Genomic DNA, 17,127 nt, shown 5'->3' with positions numbered 1-17,127 from the left:
ACGCCCGCCCACCCTTTTGTTGGGGGGAGCGGCCGTGGTGCGGCCACACACAGACCATGGGGGGTTTTGGGGGGGGGGGGGGGGGCGGGGGGGGGGGCGCCCCCACGACGATGAACAGTTCTGGCTTCGCGTCGGCATCGGACAATCCATTCCACCGCTGGGGCGGTGATGCGGAATGTCGAGAAATGCGTCGGTGAACCGATCGGCTGTTCGATGCGGAATCGCACCAGGCCTAGCGAGGATTAGCCGAAGCCCGGAATCTGGGGCAGCTGGGGCAACTGCGGCACGTTCGGGATCTGGGGCAGCTGCGGCATGTTCGGGACCTGAGGTATCGGCGGCGTGTTGCCTTGTGCGCCGCCTTGCGCACCACCTTGCGCCCCGCCCTGCGGGGTTTGGACGCCGCCCTGTGCGCCACCTTCTGCGCCGCCTTGCGCGCCACCGGGAGCCTGGGCGCCGCCTTGGGCGCCACCCTGCGCTCCGCCCTGTGCGCCACCCTGTGGGGTTTGGACGCCACCTTGCGTGCCGCCTTGTGCGCCACCCTGAGCACCGCCCTGCGGCGGGGCGGGCTGGTAGGCGCTGGCACCGGCGACGCCGGTGAAGAGCAGTGTTGCGGTCGCTCCTGCGGCGGCCGCGGCTGCGATGATCCGATTCATGTGTGTAGCCCCTTCTCGTGTTGAAGTGGTACATGCGTACATGCTGATCAAACGTTCAACACAGTAGTGGCTCAGATCACAATCAGCAAAACTGGTCGGTATGAAATGGGTTCGAAGTCGGGAATTCGGTCGGTTTCGGCGCGGCCGGCCGAGGTTACTTCCGGGGGAAATGTCGAATTGTCGGGCGGTTACGGCCTGCAATGCCGGTGGGCTCAACGCGTCGGATAGCGGAGCCGAAGCCCGTGCGCGTCGCCGCCGCGCCGAAGCGCGACGACGACGCCGAACAGGGCGGTTTGCTGCGGCGTTCAACCCCTACTGCGGAGAGATGGTGCCGCGAATCGAGGTGAGCGCCGTGGGCGAGCTGATCGCCTACTCAGTCGCGAGACTGCACCCGCAGTGAGTCGCCACGGATAAAGCCAAATCGCCGAATTCAGGGCAGTTTTCAGCCCACCGTGCCGGTGCCTGCTCCTGGGCTGGTGCCGGTGCCTGCGCCCGAGCTGGTGCCTGCACCGGCTCCGGTGTCGGTGTCGTCACCCGTGCCGGTGCCTTCGCCCGCGCGCGGAGCGCCGCCGGTACTCGGGCTCGTGCCGGTGCCTGCGCCCGGGCTGGTGCCTGCGCCCGGGCTGGTGCCTGCGCCCGGGTTGGTGCCACCGTTCTCCGCGCCCTGATCAGCTCCGGTGCTCGGGCACTTCTCGGTCGGCTCGGTCGACTGGGCAGGCGTTTCGTCCTCACCTTGGGCGGGCAGGCCGGCGCTGCCGGTACTGGGCAGGCCGGTCGGTTCGCCATCGCCCGGCTTGGCGTCGCTCGCGCCGCTGGTGCCGTTCTCGCCGCTGGTGCCGTTCTCGCCGCTGGTGCCGTTCTCGCCGCCGGTGCCGTTCGTACCGCCTGCACCATTCGGATCGGTCTGGCTGGGGCTGGATTCGCTCGGCTTCTTTTTCTTCTTGGTCGGGTCTTCGCTACCGCTCTTGCTCTCTGGGCAGTTCTCGGTTTCGGTCTGGCTCACCCGGGTGAATCCGCCGACCGAATCCTCGGTCTGGAATGTATTCGCCCCGGCGGAACCGGCTAGCAATAGTGTCGCGGTCAGCCCTGCGGCCGCGGCTCCGATCTTGCAAATCATATGTGTAGCCCCTTCTCGTTTCGAAGTGGTACATGCTGATCAAACGTTCAACACGTTAGTGGTGATCCTTCGAAATGAGCAGGACGTCGGTACCGTAGGCAAGTCACTTACGCGCGGACCGCATCGGCCCACATGGCCGGAATTCGAATTGATCTGCGCCCGCCATTACCCCGGATGGGTCTCTTCCCGTACTGCGGATAATTTAAACCTCGCAGCCGAAATCATTGACAGTGAACGGGACATGACCGAACGGCTACCCGGTCATGCCCCGTTCCGTGCCCGGCTATGGAGCTATGGCCGCCTTAGCGGGAACCAGCGAGCCGAGCGCGATGTCCTCGCCCGCATCGGGAACCTCGGTGCCGCGCAGGGAGGTGCCTGCGGTTTCCCGGAGGAAGCACCAGGCGACCAGACCGACGAGGCTGGCGCCGACCATGTAGACGGCGGGGAACAGCGACCAGCCGGTCCCCTCGATGACGGCCTCGTTGACCAGTGGCGCGGTGCCGCCGAAGGCGGCGGTGGAGAGGTTGTAGGCCAGCGCGAAACCGGCGTAGCGGACGTGCGTCGGGAAGATCGCCGGGAAGGTGGAGCTGATGGTCGCCAGCTGCGGAACGTACAGCAGGCCGAGCACCACGAAGCCGGTGATGGCCCACACGGTGCCCTGGCCCATCAGCCAGTACATCGGGACGGCCAGGGCGGCCAGGCCCACCAGCGAGAACAGCCACATCGGGCGGCGGCCGACCCGGTCGGACAGCCTGCCGAAGAACGGCAGCACCAGCATCATCACCGTCTGGCCGATCAACATCATCGCGGTGGTGTCCGACTCGCCCATGCCGATGGTTTTCTGCAGGTAGGTCGGCTGATAGGTGAGCAGGGTGTAGTTCACGACATTGAGCGCGACGACCAGCCCGCCGAGGGTGAACAATTCGCGCCGGTAGGTGGTGACCAGCTCACGCAGGCCGCGCAGGCCGCCGGGCGGCTGGTTCTCCTCCTCGGCCACTTCGGTGAACACCGGGCTCTCGTCGAGCTTCGACCGCAGGTACCAGCCGACCAGGCCGAGCGGGACGGCGAGCAGGAACGGAATGCGCCAACCCCAGTCGTGCATAGCACTGGAGCCCAACGCGAGCTGGCAGGCGAGCACCGTCGCCGACCCGCCGACGAAGCCTGCGAGCGTGCCGAATTCGAGGAAACTGCCGAGGAATCCGCGCTTCTTGTCGCTGGCGCATTCGGCCAGATATGTGGCAGCACCACCGTATTCACCGCCGGTGGAGAAGCCCTGCACGACTCGCAGCGTGATCAGCAGGATCGGCGCGAGCACGCCGACTTGGGCATGGGTCGGCAGCAGGCCGATGGCGCCGGTGGCCGCGGCCATCAGCAGAATGGTGGTGGCCAGCACCGCTTTTCGGCCGATCCGGTCGCCGAGCGGACCCCACACCATGCCGCCGAGCGGGCGCAGCAGGAACGAGATGGCGAAGCCGAGCATGGTGCCGAGCGTGCCCAACTCGCCCGGGAAGAAAGCGTCGGTCAGGTAGGTAGCCGTCGCGGCGTAGACGCCGTAGTCGAACCATTCGGTGGCATTGCCCATTGCGGAAGCGGCGACCGATCGCCGTAGTGGAAAACTCCCCGGGTCCCCATCACTCACGTGCGCGTCCTCTCCAGCCCGTTGAACGGACCTCGTTTCGGCCCGCCTCCGGGTCCTGACACCAGAGACTGGGCACGAAATAGACCGATACCCACGTTTCACGCGGCGCAAACAGGGCATCCCGGTGTGCCCACCTCTTGCGAGTGCCGCGACCTGCGGCGGAGGGGGTGGATGTGAGGATGGTCACGGATTGATAACGGAACGAGAATCGTCAGCGCTGGTTCGATGAACACCTCGCGCACGTTCTAGTCGCCGAGCTGGGTGTCCTCGCTCGTTCGCGCAGCCGACGGCCGAGTTCGGTCGCTGGGTCACCCGGTTGCTGCGGCGGCCCCCGGCTTGACCAAGCCCGCTTCATAGGCGAACACCACCGCCTGCACCCGATCGCGCAGACCGAGTTTCGACAGCACCGAGCTGACGTGGGTCTTCACCGTGTGCTCGCTGACCATCAGCGCCGCGGCCACCTCGGCGTTCGAGAGGCCGCGGGCGAGCTGGCGCAACGTATCTCGCTCCCGTTCGGTCAGTTCGTCCAGACGGCAGGCCAATTCGGGCCGTGGGCGTCCCCGCTCGGTGAGCTCGGCGATCAGCCGCCTGGTCACCGTCGGCGCCAGCAGCGCCTCGCCCGCGGCGACGACGCGCACGGCGTCGGCCAGCTCGTCGCGGCGGGCATCTTTGAGCAGGAACCCGCCGGCTCCGGCCCGCAGGGCATCGTAGACATACTCGTCGACATCGAACATGGTGAGCACCAACACTTTCGCTGAGGTCTCGGTACAGATCCGGCGGGTAGCGGCCACGCCGTCCAGGCGCGGCATCCTGACGTCCATGACCACCACATCGGGGGCCAGCGCACGAGTCTTCTCGATGGCCTCCAGTCCGTCGGCGGCCTCGCCGACCACGGTGAGATCCGGTTGGGCGTCGAGGATCATGCCGAAACCGGCCCGGAACAGGTCCTGGTCGTCGACCACGAGCACACGCACGCTCAACTCCGCTGTCCCAGTGGCAGTTCGGCGCGCACCTGGAAACCGTTGTCCGAGTGGCCGTGCCAGAGGGTTCCGCCGTTGCCGGTGACTCGTTCGCGCATGCCGAGCAGGCCGTAGCCGGTGGAGTTCGTGCGCTTCTGTCCTATGCCGTCATCGGAAACCCGCACCGTCAGCAGCTGATCTGACCAGCGCAGCGAGACCAGCACGCCGGTCGCGTCCGCGTGCTTCATGGTGTTGGTCAATGCTTCCTGCACCACCCGGTACGCGGTGACGGCGACGTCGTCGGGCACTGCCCGCCGCGCCCCGTCTTCGTCCAGCGAGGCGGCCAGTCCGTCGCGCCGCGACTGCTCGAGCAGGTCGGGGATCGCCTCGATGCCGGGTTGCCGTGGTGGATCGCCGGTCTCGCTCCGTAAGGCGCCGAGGGTGCGCCGAAGTTGTTGCACGGCAACTCGTCCGGTCGCCGCGATACTCGCGAACGTGGCGTCGGTCCGCTCGCGGTCGGTGAACAGGGGACCGGTCTCGGCCTGCACGATCATCGAACCCACCGAGTGCGTGACGATGTCGTGCATGTCCCTGGCGATCCGCAGGCGTTCTCCGGCCAGTGCCGCGCGGCGTTGCTCGTCGAGTCGGCGGGCGCGTTCCTCGAGCATGGCGATCTGGGCTCGCCTGGCGCGAACTCCGGTGCCGAGTGCCCAGGCGGTGAGGAAGGACATGGCGGCGTGGCCGTAGGAGTCCGGGCTCTCGTGCGGGACGACGAGGGAGACCAGAATGCCGAACGCGCCTGCCACGAAGGCGCCGCGGCGCCGCGCCCGCGGGCTGTACGCGGCGATGGTGTACGCGCAGACGACGGTGCCGTAGGGGAGTGCAGGCATGGCGTGCAGGCAGGCGAGCACGGTGATCGCCGGTCCGACCACAAGGAACACCGCGACCGGTGCGCGTCGCCGCCACAGCACCGGCACGGACGCGACCGCCGACAGCACGAGCACCCACCACGGCTGGTGCGCGAGCACTGCGGGTCCGACGCTGGCCACGGTGATCACCACGGTCAGCGCGGCATCGACCGCGCCGGGCGGGAATCGCTCGAACCGTTCGATGACGCCCCGGGTCGCGTCGTCGACGGCGCCCGCGGTCCGGGTCGCCGCACTGGTAAGCCTCACAAGCGCTCAGTCTGGTCTGCCCGCGAGCTTCGACGCCTCACTCTCCGGGCTGATACGGCCCTCATCCCTACGGGTGAGGTTGGGAGGCTGCGACTTCGGTGCTCGATTCGCCCCGGGCGCGGGTCATGGCTTCCAGTTCGATGGTGTGCAGTCACCGCCGACCGGGCGGGACAGCAGACGCATCACCGCCGCGTTGGCGTGATCAGCCGCTCGCAGGCCAGTTTTCCTCGATGATCAGGCGGCCGGCGCGCACCGCCGCCGCGTGGTGTTCGGCGACCACGTCGGGCGGGTAGGTCGGCCAGAGGGTGATGGCGCCGCTGGCCTTGTCGATGGTGCTCACCGTGCCGCCGATGGGCAGCGGGCTTGGCGGAGTGCGGTTTTCGGTGGGCGGCGGGGGCGTGAAGATGGCGACGACGACGAAACAGCTGTCGAATTCGGTGATCCGATTGGTGATCCCGCGCCCGGCGTCGTCGTCGAAGGACAGGTAGCGCTCGGTGAGACGTTCGGCCTCGGCGCGGGTCACCGGGGTGGTGCACTCGGTCGGGTAAGCATGGATGTCCATGGTGTCGACGGCGGCCACCGGCGGTGGCGCCAACTCCTTTCCGCAATCCTGGTGCCCCACTGTGCCGTACGCGCGCGGCGGCTGCGCGCGTTGTCCGGGATTTGCTATCGGACGGCGGAGTTTGCCGGTCGGTCGAAGTGCACGGTGGCGAGCATGCGGCGGGCCAGGAGTTCGGGGTCGGCCCCGTCGGCGAGGCTCGAATTATCCAGCGCCCCTTCGCGCCACAACGCGGCGAAACCATGCACCAGCGACCAGGCGGCCAGTTGGGTGGCCTGCTGCTGCTCGACGTCGCCGGGCCGAATGGCGGACACGCCGGAGCGCAGCGCCGCGGCGGACTTCGTGCGCGCCTCGGCCAGGCGCGGATCGTCGGCACGCAACAGGCTGTGCCGGAACATCACGTCGAAATGCCCGGGGTGCTCCCGTGCGAAACGGATGTAGGCGACGGCGACCTCGCGGAAGTCGGGGCCGGCCTGTGTCAGCTCGGCGGCGAGCAGTTCGAATCCCTCGATGGCCAGCGCCGTCAGCACCCCGGCGCGGTCGCCGAAATGATGGGCGGGTGCCGCGTGCGAGACGCCGGCCCGGCGGGCCAATTCGCGCAGGGATACCGCGTCGACCCCGTCGCTCGCGATCTGGTCGGCGGCCGCCGACAGGATCGTCGCCCGCAGATCGCCGTGGTGATAGCCGCTTTTCGCCATGCCTCGATGGTGCCCGACAATCTAGTCATTGACAAGTTTGCGGGTGGGCCGTTATCTTTCCAGTGTCAAGATTGATCGCTAGAAACGTAGGAGACCCTGATGGCACCGCTGGTTGTACTCGCCGTCGTCACCGCATTGGCCCGCCTCGCCGGTTGGCTGGCCGGGCCCGATTGGCTCGACTCGTGGCCGCACGCCGTCGCACTCGGTCTCGCAGCCATGTTCGTGCTGACCGCCAGCGCACACTTCCTCTCGCCGCGCCGCGAGGCGCTGGTGGCAATGGTGCCGCCGAACCTGCCCAACCCCGCCGCCCTGGTCGCCCTCACCGGCGTCCTCGAAGTGGCAGGCGCGGCCGGACTGCTCATCCCCGCGACCTCGAAACTCGCCGCCGCAGCCCTGATCCTGCTGCTGCTCTCCCTGTTCCCAGCCAACATTCGCGCCGTCAAGGCAGACCTCGGCATCAAGACCATGCCCCTGCCGCTGCGCGCCCTGGTCCAGGCCCTCTTCATCGCCGCCCTGAGCGTGGTCCTCTTCGCCTGAGTACTGAGACAAGCCCGCCTGCGCACCGAAAGACGTTGCGCAGGCGGGCTTTCTGCTGTGCGGTCAGGGTTACAGCACGGCTTGGGTCTGGGTCACCTTGGCGACGAGCTTGTTCGCGTCATCGCGAATTTCGGTCTCCACCACGATGAACGAGCGGCCCGCGTGCAGCGGCGTGGACGAGGCGGTGGCGTAGCCGGAGCGAACTGCTCTGACGAAGTTGGTCTTCGACTCGACCGTGGTGGTGCCTGCTTTGCCTTCCGGCAGATTCAGGTAGGCGCATACCGCGCCGGTCGCGTCCGCCAGAGACATCAGGGCGCCGCCGTGCAGTACACCGCCCAGCGTGCACAGGGATTCGTTCCAGGCTATGCGGCTGCGGACCAGGTCGGGTCCGTGCTCGAGCACCTCGATACCGAGCCGCTCGGTGAACGGCATGGTTTGGTGGAACAGTTCGGTGCCCGTCTCATCGATCATGCTCGCGATCGTCCCCGATCCGGTGCGTCCGGTCGATTACCCGTGAGGTAATTCTTGTCGGTCCGAACGGCCGCGTCGGATGGCGTGGGCGGTCACCGCGACGATGACCAGGGTCGCCGTGAGCCCGCCGCACAGCATGACGCCGGTGGGCGAGCCGCGGTCCACCACGACGCCGCCGGCCAGCGCGCCCAGCGAGATCGTCGCCTGAAACGAGGCGGTGAACAGCACCGAGGCCGCCTCCGGGGTATGCGGCGCGGCCTTAGCGAACCAGGCTTGCGACGACACCGGCACCGCGCCGTACCCGATACCCCAGACGATCAGGAGCACCAGCGCACCTGCCGGTCGCTGGCCGAGCAAGGGCAGCAGGAGGGTGGCACTCGCCAATAGTGCGGCGGCACCGCCGGAGGTCGCGTGTGGATACCGCTCGATCGCCGCGCCGCCCAGGAAATTGCCGAGAATGCCTGCGGCGCCGTAGCTCAGGAGCAGCAGGGTAACCATGCCCGGACCGAGGTGGGCGACTTGTTCGAGAAAGGGCGTGAGATAGGTGTAGGCGCCGAAATGCGCTAGCACTACGAGAAATGTTGCCAGCAAGGCGAATCGGACGCCTGCTCCGCGAAGCAGCCCACGTAGTACGGCGACTCGGGTCGCCTGTTGAGCGGGCAGCGGCGGCAGGAACATCGCCAGCATGCCGAGCACCCCGGCCGCGAGCACCCCGACCACCACGAACGTCGTTCGCCAGCCCGCGATCTCGCCGAGCAACGTGCCTGCGGGCACCCCGAGCACGGATCCCAGCGGAACGGCGGCGAAGATCACCGCGTTGGCCCGGCCCACCGCGGCCTCGGGTACCAGCCGGTGGGCCAGACCGGCCGCGATGGACCAGAATCCGCCGATGGCGACGCCGACCAGCACCCTGGACACCAGCACGACCCAGTACGCCGGTGCGGCTGCCACCAGTGCGTTGCTCAGCACCAGCAGAAACATAAACAGGTACAACAGGATTCGCCGGTCGATTCGCCCGGCGGCGAGGATCGACACCGGTGCGGCGACGGCGGCGACCAGCCCGGGCATGGTCATCATCAGCCCGGCCATACCGTCGGAGATGGTGAAGTCGGCACCGATCGAGGTGAGCAGGCCGATCGGCAGGATCTCGGCGGTGACGAGCGAGAAGATCGCCAGCAGCACCGAGACGACGGCGAGCCAGCCGGTCAGCGCGCGGCGGGGGGATATCGAAGAAGGTGTGAGAACGGTGGACACGGCGCCTAGTGCACCAGCGGGCCGGCCGTTGCTCCGGCGGGTTTACGCCACCACCGTATCCAGGGCGAAAACCCGCTCAGCCGCGCCCGGCACGCATCGGGGCGAGGAATTCGGCGTTGGTCTCGGACTTGCGCAGCCCCTCCAACAGCAGGTCGAGCGCCTGCGGCGGGTCCAGCGTGGCGAGGGTCTTGCGCAGCGTGTGGGTCGCTGCCAGCTCGTCGGGTGCGAGCAGCAGTTCGTCCTTGCGGGTGCTGGACTGGCCGATGTCAACGGCGGGGAAGACCCGCCGGTTCGCGGCGGCGCGGTCGAGTTTGAGCTCAGCGTTACCGGTGCCCTTGTACTCCTCGAAGATCACGGTGTCGGCCAGTGAGCCGGTCTCCACCAACGCGGTGGCGATGATGGTGAGCGAGCCGCCGTTCTCGATATTGCGGGCGGCGCCGAGGAACCGCTTGGGCGGGGCGAGGGCGGAGGCTTCCACGCCGCCGGACAGCACCCGGCCGGAGCCGGGGCTCGCCAGGTTGTAGGCGCGGGCGAGGCGGGTCAGTGAATCGAGCAGAACGACGACGTCGCGGCCCATTTCGACGAGCCGTTTGGCATGTTCGATGGCCAGTTCGGCGACCGCGATGTGTTCGCGGGCGGGTTGGTCGAAGGTGGCCGCGGCCACGTCGGCGGGGACGGCCCTCGTCAGGTCCGTGACCTCCTCGGGGCGCTCGCCGACCAGGACGAGCATGAGCTCGCACTCCGGGTGGTTCTTCGCGATGCCGTGCGATATGGCTTGCAGCACAGAGGTTTTGCCCGCTTTCGGGGGCGCGACGATGAGTGCGCGCTGTCCCTTGCCGATCGGCATCACCAGGTCGGTGACGCGGGTGGTCATGGCGTGCTGTTCGGTTTCCAGGCGGAGGCGTTCGTTGGGGTAGATCGGCACCAGGTCGTTGAAGACGGGCCGGTGTGCGATCTTGTCCGGGTGCTGCCCGTTGACCGTGTCGACGGTGCGCAGCGGTGCCGGCTTTCCGTTGGTGCCGGCGGATTGCGTTGTGCCGGTGAGGAAGTCGCCCCGGCGCAGGTGATGTTCGCGGATCAGGCGTTGCGGCACGGGGATGTCGTCCGGTCCGGGCAGGTAGCCGTCGAGGCGCAAGGTGCCTCGGTTGTCGGTCAGGTCGAGGATGCCGGTGACGGTGCGGGCCGGATCTTGTTCGGCCGCGCCGCCTTCGGTGGGGTTTTCGTTGAGTGTGTTGGGGTTCATGGGTTTTCCTTACAGAGGAGTGAGTACGGCGAAGCAGCCGTGCAGGCGACGATGAGCGTCGCGGAGCAAGATCCTCGGGGGTATTCCGGAACGGTTCTGTCGACCGGGTCGGAGAGGGATCTCAGAATTCTTGCGGGAGAACTAGCTACATCCACAAGTAGAAGACGTGGCCGAGAGTACAGGCTCGATCTTCGGCGCGCAATGGTGTCGGCCACCGGGGTCCGGCTGGGCGGCTACTGCGACACACTGTCGTCAGCGATAAGCTCAACGACCCCTGGCGGGTGAATATTCCCGTGACCCGGGCGAATGCTGCCCGCGTACGACAAAGCCCGGCAGGTGACGTGGGGGACACGTCGCCTGCCGGGCCTCGGTGGTATGCGGTGCTGTTTATCCGTACACGGAGTTGTAGAACTGGATCGCGCTGGCGATGCCGACCGGAACGCCGAGCACGATCATGCCCGCCGCGGCACCGAGCGCGATGCCGACGCCGGCGCCTGCGATGCACAGGCCGATCGGGCCGGCGAAGAAGGTCGGCACGACCAGCGGAGCGCCGATGATCGCACCCGCGACGCAGCCGAGCGCCCCGCCGACGATGGTGCCGACCAGGGTGCCGATGGCGGTGGCCAGGCCGAACTGGGTGGCCGCGGTGCTCAGCGCGGTGTTGAAGTCGGCGCCCGCGACGTCCTGCGCGTTGACCGGCTTCAGCATCGACGCGGGGTGTGCGTCCGCCGCGTCGGTACTCGGGGTGAAAGTAGCGGTATTACCGTCGATTTGAGCCGCAATGGGCCATTCCATGCCGTCTTTGAGATAAGTCAGCGGCATGCCGGCAACCAGGCGGCCCTGATTATCCAGCACCTGGAATTGTGTGCCCTGAGTCGTCAGTGACCCGGCGTCGGTCTTCAGCACGACCGATTTGTCGACCACATTCGCGGTGTAGTGGATGCCGGGCAGGATGTCGGTTTGCACGGTCGACCCCGGGGCGGGTGCGGGCGCGGCCGGTTCCGCGTACGCGGTGCCGCTCGTGATCCCGATAGCCGCGATGACCAGGGTGGATGCGGCAGCAAACTTCTTGACCCTCATACTTTTCAGACACTTTCCTCAGCAGGAGCACCGTCGGCCCTCAGGGGGCTCTAGCCGGCGCGGCCCATTAATACGAACCTCTGAACAGGCTCGTCGTCCTTTGTTTCGGGCAAGTAACAGGAGGCACCAAAAAAGCGTCAAATAGAAGTGATCTGTGTTAAAGAAACATAAATTCAGACATTTAGCTAACTTTCAGCATCCATTAATGTGGCGCACGACACGTTATTTCGCGAATGGCTCGCGAGGACTCAGCTGATGCGGCCGACGACCGCACCGGGCAGCAGCGGCAACGCCAAACCCAGCAGTCGCCACGGCCACGCGGGCACGAACGCCCGCCGCTGCTCCTTCTCGATCGCACCGACCATCGCGGCGACGCCCTTGTCCAGCGGCGCCACCAAGCGCGCATCCCCTGCTTTGGCGGCCATGTCGGTCGCGATGAACCCGGGCAGCAGCGTGGTGACCGCGATCGGCGACTTGGCCAGCTCGGTCGAGAGCGCCTGTCCGAGCGCGTCCAGCCCCGCCTTGCTCGCGGAGTAGGCGGCCTTCTTCCCCGGCAGTCCGCGCACCGCACTCATCGACGACACCAGCACGAGGTGTCCGGCGTTCTGTGCGCGGAATATCTCCAGCGCGGCCTCCGCCTGCGCCAGCGCGCTGACGAAATTCGTTGTCGCGGTGGCGATATTGGCGTCGGCCCGGCCGCTGCCGATCACCGCGCCCTTGCCGAGGCCCGCATTGACGATGACCCGGTCCAGTCCGCCGAGCTCGTCGCGCAGCTCGCCGAATACCCGCGGCACCGCCGCGTGCTCGTTCACGTCGAGCGCGCGGATCGCCACGGTGATCCCGGGATGGGCCGCGACAAGCTCGTCGCGCAGGGCCTCGAGCGCGGTCAGCCGTCGAGCGCACAGGGCGAGGTCACGGCCCTTGCCCGCGAAGTCGCGCGCCATGGCGGCGCCGAGGCCCGCGCTCGCACCGGTGATCAGAATTTTGGTCCTCGTCATGGGGCTGACCCTAGGCCCTGTGGCCGAGTGTCATCCAGCCCTCGGATGCATCCGGCCGGAGTTCGGGACGGGGCTTGGCAAGCCGACCGGGTCAGCCGCCTGCCGATCCGGTGCTCGGCTGTGGCGGCAGCAGGCGCCACGGGCCGCAATTCACGGTCTTGAAGGCCACGTCGGTCGCCTTGATCTCGGCACGGATCGGGCCGAGCCGGGTGAAATTGTTGCCGATGATGTATCGCATGTCGGTGTTGTCGCCCTCGACCTTCCATAGCCTGCGCCAATCGCAGGCGTAGGCCGGATCGGGCGTGCCCGGCGCCTCCCAGATGCCGGGGACGATGTCGATCCCGACCAGATACAGGCCGTCCTCGGGCATCGTGGTCGCCGGTTCGGCGGCCGCCGTCGCGGCGCCGAGCAGGGTCATCGCGGACGTCATGGCGCCGGCGATCAGGAATGCATGTGCACGCATGGCGATGTTCTCCTCGAATCGTGCTGCAACCGCCACGCAGCGGCTGACCTGGGGATCCCCGAATCTCCGGGGCCAAGATCTACCAGACGCCTCGGGTGAATGTGGGCGTATTCACTTTTCTTGTGTCGGTGCATAGTCAAATCGCGCACGATGTTGTCATCGACCCGGGCCGCCGCGATATCGGAGGTATGACATGTGCTCAGCTCGGGTCCGTCCGCACCACTCGACGGCTGAGATCGTGCGGCGCGCGGTGCGCGGGTTTGTGTACCGACTCGGGATTGGCCGCGCTGCTGGCGACCGACCGGGCGCTGCTGCACTGGCGGGCGATGCGTGCGCTGAACGATAGCGGGCTGGCCGAGCAGGCGGTGCAGGAGTCGCTGCTCCGTGCGTGGCGTTCGTGCGCGTTCTTCGACGAGACCAAGGGCAGCGTCCGATCCTGGCTGCTGACGATTCTGCGCAACGTCCTCATCGACCTGATCCGCGCGCGGGCCGCACGACCGGGCGACACCGGCTGGGACGAGGTGGGCGAGCTCAGCGACATCCGCTACGCCCACCCGGATTTCACAGACGGACTGGTCGACGGACTGCTGGTCGCAGACCTGCTGGCCATGCTGCCCGCCCCGCAACGCGAGGCCGTGGTCGAGGTGATCCTGCGTGATCGCGCCTACCAGGAGGTCGCCGACGACTTCGGGGTGCCGGTGGGCACGGTGAAGACGCGAGTGCATTACGCCCTGCGGTCGTTGCGCAGCCTCCCACGCGGTGCCTGAAGCGGCTGGATGTCCTCGGTTCGGGGACGCAGGCAGACGGTGGCCAGCAGGCCGACTGCCGCGCCGACCGAGACAACCGCGCTTGCGGGAGCGAACTGCGCAAGGGCTCCAGCAGTCACGAATCCCAGACCCTGCCAGAACATCAGGCCTGCGGTTTGTACCGCCAGGGCACGAGACCGCAGTTGTTCCGGGGTCACGTCGAGCAGCAGGCGGTCGAGCCCGAGGTGATGGGCGAAGCCCATCCCGGACAACAGCAGGATCGGCGCGACGATGCCGAAGCTCGGCTGGAACCAGAAGCTGAGCACCGGAATGAAGACCAATGCCGCGAGATACGGCACGAGCGCTCGCTGTCGGCTCGCGGTGAGCCGCCACATGGCCAGAAACTCCCCCAGGACGGTCCCCAGCGGCAGCATGGCCATCATGACGCCGAGCTCGACGCTCGTGAAACCGCGCGCGTGGGCATAGGGATTGGCCAACGCCTCGGCGAAGACGGAAAGGGCAGGCACCGCCCAGCCCAGGAACAGGATCCTCCGCAACGGACCGATGGCCAGAATCCCACGGAGACCGGTGAGCGAGTCCCGCAGCAGGGAACTGTTGGTGTGTGCGCCGGTAAGGCGTTTCGCCGTGCCGACCCGGAGCAGCACCGCGGAGATGAGGAACATGGCCGACTGGATCCAGAGTGCGCTCGTGGGCGACACGACAACGAGCAGCAGGCCGCCACCGGCGAAGCCGACGATCTGTGCTCCTTGGGCTACCAGGCGAAACAGGCTTCTGCCCGGCACATACGCGGAATCCGGGAGAATCTCCGCGAGCGTGGCCGCTCGGGTGCCTGCGAATATCGGACTGATCAAGCCCATGCCGAACACCAGGCAAAGCAAAGCGAAGACCGGCATTCCCGGCATCGCCATCGCGGCCGCCAGCAGCGTTGTGGCCAGGTTGCAGGACACCAGCAGCCGCCGCGCCGGGACTCTGTCCACGAGCGAGGAGAACAATGCTCCGGCGAATAAGTGCGGCGTGAATGCAAGAGCGAAGACCAGAGCGGTCAGCAGCGGAGAACCGGTGCGCCGATACACCAAAACACTCAGCGAGAACTCGGCTATCACCGTGCCCAGCATGGAAATGACGTGTGCGGCAATAAGTACGCGGAACTCGGGCACCGCAAACGCATCGCGATATCGTAGCCGGGAATCGTCCGCGTGCCCGGTATTCGGGGATTTGCTCTTCACCATATCCGATATCCGTAGTTCTGGCGATTGCCGATGCTTTTTCGATCATACTGCGCTGCGCGCCGCTCCGGGGCATCGGACAATGGGGCTAGACCACACTGGCAACTTTATGCCAGCCTGCGCGATGTCATTGCTCCCCGCTCTGTAGCGCTGGCAGAATCGGGATGGCAATGAATGGAGCGAAAGGATCATTGGAGGGGGTGGCGACATGCTGTACAGCGAGTAAGAGTGGGCGCAGCCGGGCCTGGTCGAAGTGGGTCCGGCTGCTTCGACGTCCACCTTGATAAAAATCATTCCCCCACCAACCTCAGGAGCTGGTGTGCCGAAAATTCTTGCGTACGATCCACTGGATCCTGCCGTGCTGGAGAATCCTTATCCGGTGTACGCGACACTCCGCTCTGCGGGCCCGATATTTTGGCATGAACGGATGCACTGCTGGGTCCTCACGCATTACCGTGACTGCCAGGCTGTTCTTCGCAACAACGGCGCATTCGCTTCGGACTGGCGTCGAATCGGAAAGGCCGTGCCAGAGCCCCAACTCGGCCTGCAATTGCTGGATCCACCGGATCATGGCCCACTGCGCAGTTTGTTCACCAACGCGCTGCGGGCGCAGGATCTCGCAGGCCTCACGCGTCGAGCGGAGCGTACCGCGGAATCCTTGCTGGACGCCGCGACGGCGGGCGAGGACTTCGACATGATCCACCGTGTTATCGCCCCCTTGGCGTTGGGCACGGTGTCCGACCTGGTGGGGACGCCGTGTCCGCCCGTCGACCTGTACGACCCCATCTCGGACGCCATTGTGCGCAGCATGGACGCCGGGCTGGATCCGTCGGTCAAGGCGGCGGGTGTCGCGGCGCGTGCTCGGTTGAACGAACTGGTCGATGCGTGGTTCGCGGCCGATCCCAGACCCGGCTTGCTGTCGGAAGTAACCAGAACAAAGGTCTGCACAGACCTGCCTGAGTCTTATATCCGGAATACGATGAGAATCGTCTTTCAGTCCGGCTACAGTTCGATCGTAGCCGGCGCGGGTAATATGATGCTCGCCCTCTTGGAGCACCCGGGATCTATCGAACGCATGCGGGATCCCAAAATTATGTCCACCGGGTTCGAAGAGCTGATGCGATACGATTCCGCGGTGCAGGGCACCAGTAGGGCCGCTACGAAGACCACGTTGATTCGCGATACCGTGGTAGCAGCTGGTGACATTGTTCTCATGCTGTTCGGGTCGGCGAATCGAGACCCAGCGGAGTTTCCGAATCCGGACACGCTACTCTTGGACAGGTCGCCGAATAAGCATCTTTCGTTCGGCCGTGGTCCGCACTCATGTATTGGAAATCTATTCACCAAAATAGTTCTCCAGGCGCTGATACGCACGTTGTTGCGTCATCCTTCGACGTTGCAGCTGGTCGGCAGCCCGATTCGTAAGCCGACGGCCACGGTGCGAAGTCTCGCTGAACTGCCTGTGCGATTCGTCCCCGCAGTCGGATGAGCGCAGTACGGCCTCTGTGTCATAGCTAGAACTCGTGGAATCGTATATCGAGGCGGGAGCCCTGCACAGTATGGGAGCATTCGACTCCGTAGTTGGGTAACCACCCTGCTTCGGCGACCATGAATCCCGCCTGGAAGCGTGTGTGTGCGTGGAGATCTTCCATCACTTCGGCGAACCGCCGCCGCATCGTGCGGACGCTCACGTTCATGGCCCGTGCGACGACTTCGTCTCGGTTGCCTGTCGACAGCGCTCGCAGCATTTCTAATTCTTGGCGAGATAAACTGTTTGAAGCGTAGTAATGCATGTATATCTTCTTCCCTGACCGAGCTGACCGACTAGTCGGGAGGGGCGGAGCGCCGCGGTGCGCCGCTGCCATCCGCTGGGTGGCTAGTGGTCAGGTTGGCTCGAAACGTTAGCAGCATTTGCAGGGACTTTATAGACAACACTTTCCGGGGGTTGACCCATATTTGATCTAGTTCGCAAACCTATGGCGTATCGGCGATGCGTATTGATCTGGAAGTGGAAAAGTTATCTCGTTCGCGCGAGCCCGACGTACGTCGGCAGCACCGTCCGAGCTGCTGTCGGCGCCGCTGTGCGGAAGTCCCTCGACCGTGTGACCGTCGGTTACCCCAGGAAGCGACGTATGTGCACCGCTTGAAAGTTACGAGTCGCGGACTCGCGAGGCGCTATGCTCTCCTGTAACAACAGCACCAGCAGTAACACCGAGAGCGATTCCGCTTAGCTCGACGGGCTGGAACGGCTCACGGGACCATCACGGGACTAGGGAGCTGCTTTGTCT

18 protein-coding genes are annotated in these 17,127 nt (G+C 66.3%); 3 read left to right on the top strand and 15 right to left on the bottom strand.

Annotated features, from left to right (window positions below; translation table 11 throughout):
* Positions 1-242: 242 nt before the first annotated feature.
* From ACIHA7_RS36080 to ACIHA7_RS36050, 7 genes are all read right to left on the bottom strand, one after another.
* Positions 243-653 (bottom strand): hypothetical protein, encoded by a 411-nt coding sequence (locus ACIHA7_RS36080; RefSeq protein ID WP_397295948.1) that lies wholly within the window; start codon positions 651-653, stop codon positions 243-245.
* Between the two features lie 442 nt (positions 654-1,095).
* Positions 1,096-1,770: a hypothetical protein gene (locus ACIHA7_RS36075; protein WP_397295947.1), complete on the bottom strand. Its 675-nt coding sequence runs from the start codon at positions 1,768-1,770 to the stop codon at positions 1,096-1,098.
* Between the two features lie 283 nt (positions 1,771-2,053).
* Positions 2,054-3,352, bottom strand: coding sequence for an MFS transporter (locus ACIHA7_RS36070; protein ID WP_397295975.1), 1,299 nt, complete (start codon positions 3,350-3,352; stop codon positions 2,054-2,056).
* A gap of 365 nt (positions 3,353-3,717) precedes the next feature.
* Positions 3,718-4,389 carry a response regulator gene (locus ACIHA7_RS36065; protein WP_397295945.1) on the bottom strand — a complete coding sequence of 224 codons (672 nt, stop codon included), beginning with the start codon at positions 4,387-4,389 and terminating at the stop codon, positions 3,718-3,720.
* Positions 4,386-5,543, bottom strand: coding sequence for a sensor histidine kinase (locus ACIHA7_RS36060; protein ID WP_397295943.1), 1,158 nt, complete (start codon positions 5,541-5,543; stop codon positions 4,386-4,388). The genes ACIHA7_RS36065 and ACIHA7_RS36060 overlap by 4 nt, the downstream gene beginning before the upstream one ends.
* Positions 5,544-5,745: 202 nt before the next feature.
* Positions 5,746-6,138 carry a hypothetical protein gene (locus tag ACIHA7_RS36055; RefSeq protein WP_397295942.1) on the bottom strand — a complete coding sequence of 131 codons (393 nt, stop codon included), beginning with the start codon at positions 6,136-6,138 and terminating at the stop codon, positions 5,746-5,748.
* A gap of 71 nt (positions 6,139-6,209) precedes the next feature.
* Positions 6,210-6,800 (bottom strand): TetR/AcrR family transcriptional regulator, encoded by a 591-nt coding sequence (locus ACIHA7_RS36050; RefSeq protein ID WP_397295941.1) that lies wholly within the window; start codon positions 6,798-6,800, stop codon positions 6,210-6,212.
* Positions 6,801-6,899: 99 nt separating this feature from the next.
* Between ACIHA7_RS36050 and ACIHA7_RS36045 the strand changes: the two genes are divergently transcribed.
* Entirely contained in the window at positions 6,900-7,337 is a 438-nt protein-coding gene (locus ACIHA7_RS36045; RefSeq protein ID WP_397295940.1) for a DoxX family protein, read from the top strand.
* 69 nt (positions 7,338-7,406) lie between these two features.
* Here ACIHA7_RS36045 and ACIHA7_RS36040 read toward each other — a convergent pair whose 3' ends face one another.
* The 6 genes from ACIHA7_RS36040 to ACIHA7_RS36015 all read right to left on the bottom strand — a co-directional run bounded on the left by ACIHA7_RS36040 (position 7,407) and on the right by ACIHA7_RS36015 (position 12,846).
* Positions 7,407-7,808 (bottom strand): PaaI family thioesterase, encoded by a 402-nt coding sequence (locus ACIHA7_RS36040; protein WP_397295938.1) that lies wholly within the window; start codon positions 7,806-7,808, stop codon positions 7,407-7,409.
* A 36-nt stretch (positions 7,809-7,844) separates the two neighbouring features.
* Positions 7,845-9,062 (bottom strand): MFS transporter, encoded by a 1,218-nt coding sequence (locus tag ACIHA7_RS36035; protein ID WP_397295937.1) that lies wholly within the window; start codon positions 9,060-9,062, stop codon positions 7,845-7,847.
* Positions 9,063-9,138: 76 nt separating this feature from the next.
* Positions 9,139-10,305 (bottom strand): transcription termination factor Rho, short form, encoded by a 1,167-nt coding sequence (locus ACIHA7_RS36030; RefSeq protein ID WP_397295935.1) that lies wholly within the window; start codon positions 10,303-10,305, stop codon positions 9,139-9,141.
* A 387-nt stretch (positions 10,306-10,692) separates the two neighbouring features.
* A complete protein-coding gene (locus ACIHA7_RS36025; RefSeq protein ID WP_397295933.1) occupies positions 10,693-11,385 on the bottom strand; it encodes a hypothetical protein in 693 nt (230 codons plus the stop codon).
* 248 nt (positions 11,386-11,633) lie between these two features.
* Positions 11,634-12,383, bottom strand: a complete 750-nt coding sequence (locus tag ACIHA7_RS36020) for an SDR family oxidoreductase (RefSeq protein ID WP_397295932.1) — start codon at positions 12,381-12,383, stop codon at positions 11,634-11,636.
* 91 nt (positions 12,384-12,474) lie between these two features.
* Positions 12,475-12,846 (bottom strand): hypothetical protein, encoded by a 372-nt coding sequence (locus tag ACIHA7_RS36015; protein ID WP_397295930.1) that lies wholly within the window; start codon positions 12,844-12,846, stop codon positions 12,475-12,477.
* Between the two features lie 260 nt (positions 12,847-13,106).
* On the opposite strand from ACIHA7_RS36015, the gene ACIHA7_RS36010 reads away from it, so the two are divergent.
* Positions 13,107-13,613 carry a sigma-70 family RNA polymerase sigma factor gene (locus tag ACIHA7_RS36010; protein ID WP_397295929.1) on the top strand — a complete coding sequence of 169 codons (507 nt, stop codon included), beginning with the start codon at positions 13,107-13,109 and terminating at the stop codon, positions 13,611-13,613.
* Here the strand turns inward: ACIHA7_RS36010 and ACIHA7_RS36005 are convergent.
* A complete protein-coding gene (locus ACIHA7_RS36005) occupies positions 13,571-14,842 on the bottom strand; it encodes an MFS transporter (RefSeq protein WP_397295927.1) in 1,272 nt (423 codons plus the stop codon). The genes ACIHA7_RS36010 and ACIHA7_RS36005 overlap by 43 nt on opposite strands.
* Positions 14,843-15,158: 316 nt before the next feature.
* On the opposite strand from ACIHA7_RS36005, the gene ACIHA7_RS36000 reads away from it, so the two are divergent.
* Positions 15,159-16,328 carry a cytochrome P450 gene (locus ACIHA7_RS36000; protein WP_397295926.1) on the top strand — a complete coding sequence of 390 codons (1,170 nt, stop codon included), beginning with the start codon at positions 15,159-15,161 and terminating at the stop codon, positions 16,326-16,328.
* Positions 16,329-16,353: 25 nt separating this feature from the next.
* Here ACIHA7_RS36000 and ACIHA7_RS35995 read toward each other — a convergent pair whose 3' ends face one another.
* Positions 16,354-16,632: a LuxR C-terminal-related transcriptional regulator gene (locus ACIHA7_RS35995; RefSeq protein ID WP_397295924.1), complete on the bottom strand. Its 279-nt coding sequence runs from the start codon at positions 16,630-16,632 to the stop codon at positions 16,354-16,356.
* Between the last annotated feature and the right edge of the window lie 495 nt (positions 16,633-17,127).

It is taken from the genome of Nocardia sp. NPDC052316 (assembly GCF_044547795.1).
Lineage (GTDB): Bacteria > Actinomycetota > Actinomycetes > Mycobacteriales > Mycobacteriaceae > Nocardia.
Note: the sequence above shows the minus strand (reverse complement) of the source record. Positions and strands in the feature narration are given on the sequence as shown.

Excerpts from the sequence above, each read along its gene's own strand:
- ACIHA7_RS36075 (WP_397295947.1), bottom strand. The coding sequence starts at position 1,770 with ATGATTTGCAAGATCGGAGCCGCGGCCGCAGGGCTGACCGCGACACTA.
- ACIHA7_RS36025 (WP_397295933.1), bottom strand. The coding sequence starts at position 11,385 with ATGAGGGTCAAGAAGTTTGCTGCCGCATCCACCCTGGTCATCGCGGCT.
- ACIHA7_RS36050 (WP_397295941.1), bottom strand. The coding sequence starts at position 6,800 with ATGGCGAAAAGCGGCTATCACCACGGCGATCTGCGGGCGACGATCCTG.
- ACIHA7_RS36005 (WP_397295927.1), bottom strand. The coding sequence starts at position 14,842 with ATGGTGAAGAGCAAATCCCCGAATACCGGGCACGCGGACGATTCCCGG.
- ACIHA7_RS36070 (WP_397295975.1), bottom strand. The coding sequence starts at position 3,352 with ATGGGCAATGCCACCGAATGGTTCGACTACGGCGTCTACGCCGCGACG.
- ACIHA7_RS35995 (WP_397295924.1), bottom strand. The coding sequence starts at position 16,632 with ATGCATTACTACGCTTCAAACAGTTTATCTCGCCAAGAATTAGAAATG.
- ACIHA7_RS36045 (WP_397295940.1), top strand. The coding sequence starts at position 6,900 with ATGGCACCGCTGGTTGTACTCGCCGTCGTCACCGCATTGGCCCGCCTC.
- ACIHA7_RS36015 (WP_397295930.1), bottom strand. The coding sequence starts at position 12,846 with ATGCGTGCACATGCATTCCTGATCGCCGGCGCCATGACGTCCGCGATG.
- ACIHA7_RS36020 (WP_397295932.1), bottom strand. The coding sequence starts at position 12,383 with ATGACGAGGACCAAAATTCTGATCACCGGTGCGAGCGCGGGCCTCGGC.
- ACIHA7_RS36040 (WP_397295938.1), bottom strand. The coding sequence starts at position 7,808 with ATGATCGATGAGACGGGCACCGAACTGTTCCACCAAACCATGCCGTTC.
- ACIHA7_RS36030 (WP_397295935.1), bottom strand. The coding sequence starts at position 10,305 with ATGAACCCCAACACACTCAACGAAAACCCCACCGAAGGCGGCGCGGCC.
- ACIHA7_RS36080 (WP_397295948.1), bottom strand. The coding sequence starts at position 653 with ATGAATCGGATCATCGCAGCCGCGGCCGCCGCAGGAGCGACCGCAACA.